At 38.0% G+C, this 1899-nt stretch carries 3 protein-coding genes; all 3 read left to right on the top strand.

The features are described from left to right. Positions 1-760 (top strand): hypothetical protein (locus JGH11_RS19840; protein ID WP_236264254.1); only part of this gene is annotated, 760 nt, incomplete at its 5' end. Between the two features lie 2 nt (positions 761-762). Next, entirely contained in the window at positions 763-1605 is an 843-nt protein-coding gene (locus tag JGH11_RS19845) for a hypothetical protein (protein WP_201114674.1), read from the top strand. Further along, positions 1602-1899: hypothetical protein (locus tag JGH11_RS19850; protein ID WP_201114675.1), on the top strand; the 298-nt coding region annotated here is incomplete at its 3' end. The genes JGH11_RS19845 and JGH11_RS19850, both read left to right, overlap by 4 nt.

A 1899-nucleotide genomic window follows, 5' to 3' on the forward strand; every position in this document is an offset into this window, starting at 1 on the left:
CAATCCAAACGTACGATTATCATTATCAAAACCAATAAAATATAGCTATGAAAAATACATATTATCAATAATACTTGTTCTACTTACAACTGTTGTATTCTCTCAAAATCAGACTATAAACGGCAATCTCCATGTTTCGAATGCTAGTGGAGGGAATTTACGAATAGGCAAGCTTAATGATATAGGCAATAAATTAGTACCCTTAGGTGCCTTGGCTGCGCAATATAACCTAGACTTTTCAGGTTACAGAGATGTTGCTCAAGACCAGATAGGAGCCCGTATTGCGGCCTTAAGATTTAATAAACATCAGGAGAATAATGCTTTGATTCAGAAAACAGCATTAGCATTTTATACAAATCCATCAGGAATAAATACAGGCACTGCTGATCTGATAGAACGGATGCGTATAACACCGGAAGGTAATATAGGAATCGGAATCTCATTCCCAACCTATAAACTAGAAGTTGCGGGGGTAATTCGTTCCAAAGAAGTCAAAATCGAAGCTACAGGTTGGTCTGATTTCGTTTTTGCCAAATATTATCGATTACCATCCCTACAATCGGTAGAGCAGCATATCAATAACAAAGGACATTTACCGGATATTCCATCCGAAAGAGAAGTAATTGAGAATGGTATCAATGTAGGAGTAATGCAAGCTAAGCTCTTACAGAAGATCGAGGAGTTAACTTTATATGTGATAGATCTGAAAAAGAAGAATGAAAAATTAGAAAAGAGAGTTGTTGAATTAGAAAAAAGATAATTATGAAAAAACACATAATAACTATACTATTCTTTCTTGTTGGAATATCCGTCATGGGACAGGGGCATTATATAATCAGTCATGTTTTTAATCCAGACCAAAGACATTATTATGTAGGTTCACTAGCCGAAGCTAGTGGAAGTGTCTATCAAAAATTAAAATTAGATGTTTTCGGTGGAATTTTCACAGGTACTTCTTCAGGTACAAGTTCATATTCCATAACTACGAGATCAGCTAACATTATTAACGTAAACAAGACTGGAGGGTCTGACAGTGGTTATGAACTAAAAGTCTATAAAAATGGTACAAAATATGATTTTGTTATCCAGATAAATGTTAGCTATGTATCTCTTTTTGTCCAATCTTGGTTAATTAATGGGCCTCTGGATCAAATAACATTAGCAAAACCTATTGACATTGTAAGATATAATCCAGAAGGAAAAACTGATGCAACACATTGGTTTACAAAAAAAAATATGTTGGCAACAGATCAAGATGGTAATATAGGACTAGGCACTTTACCCCCCCAATCCAAATTAGATGTTCGAGGAAAAATAATTGCTAAAGAAGTGGAAATAAAAATTAACGACGGCGCTGATTTCGTATTCTCTCCGTCTTATAGTCTGAAACCACTTTCGGAAGTGGAAATATTCGAAAAAGAGAACAGGCATCTGCCTGATATCCCATCCGAAAAACAGATGCAGGAAAATGGATTTAATCTGAATGATATGCAGATCAGGCTCTTACGAAAGATAGAAGAACTGGCCCTCTACGTGATCAATCAAGACAAACGCATCCAAGCCTTAGAACAAGAGAACCGGCAACTAAAAACCGTACAACCATGAAACGCTATCTACTTAATATCTTACTAAGCATTAGTACCATCACTATTGCATATGGACAAGGCAATATCACCTTGGAAACACCGCGCACTACAGGCGGAAGCGAACTGGCCTGTCAGAGTATCCGCCTGCTGCCCGGATTCAGTTTTGCAGCCGATGCGACCAAATCCCTGACCATGACAGTCAACCCGGCAACCTGCGATCCTTATGCGGGAACCAATACTTCGGTCAGCGTCAACCAGAACTATATCCATACCCGCACCTATACCAATGAAGCGGGAACTGCTTACCTCGACC

The organism is Dysgonomonas sp. Marseille-P4677, assembly GCF_016652235.1.
Classification (GTDB): Bacteria; Bacteroidota; Bacteroidia; order Bacteroidales; family Dysgonomonadaceae; genus Dysgonomonas.

Coding starts and splice junctions, on each gene's coding strand:
- JGH11_RS19845 (WP_201114674.1), top strand. CDS start 763: ATGAAAAAACACATAATAACTATACTATTCTTTCTTGTTGGAATATCC.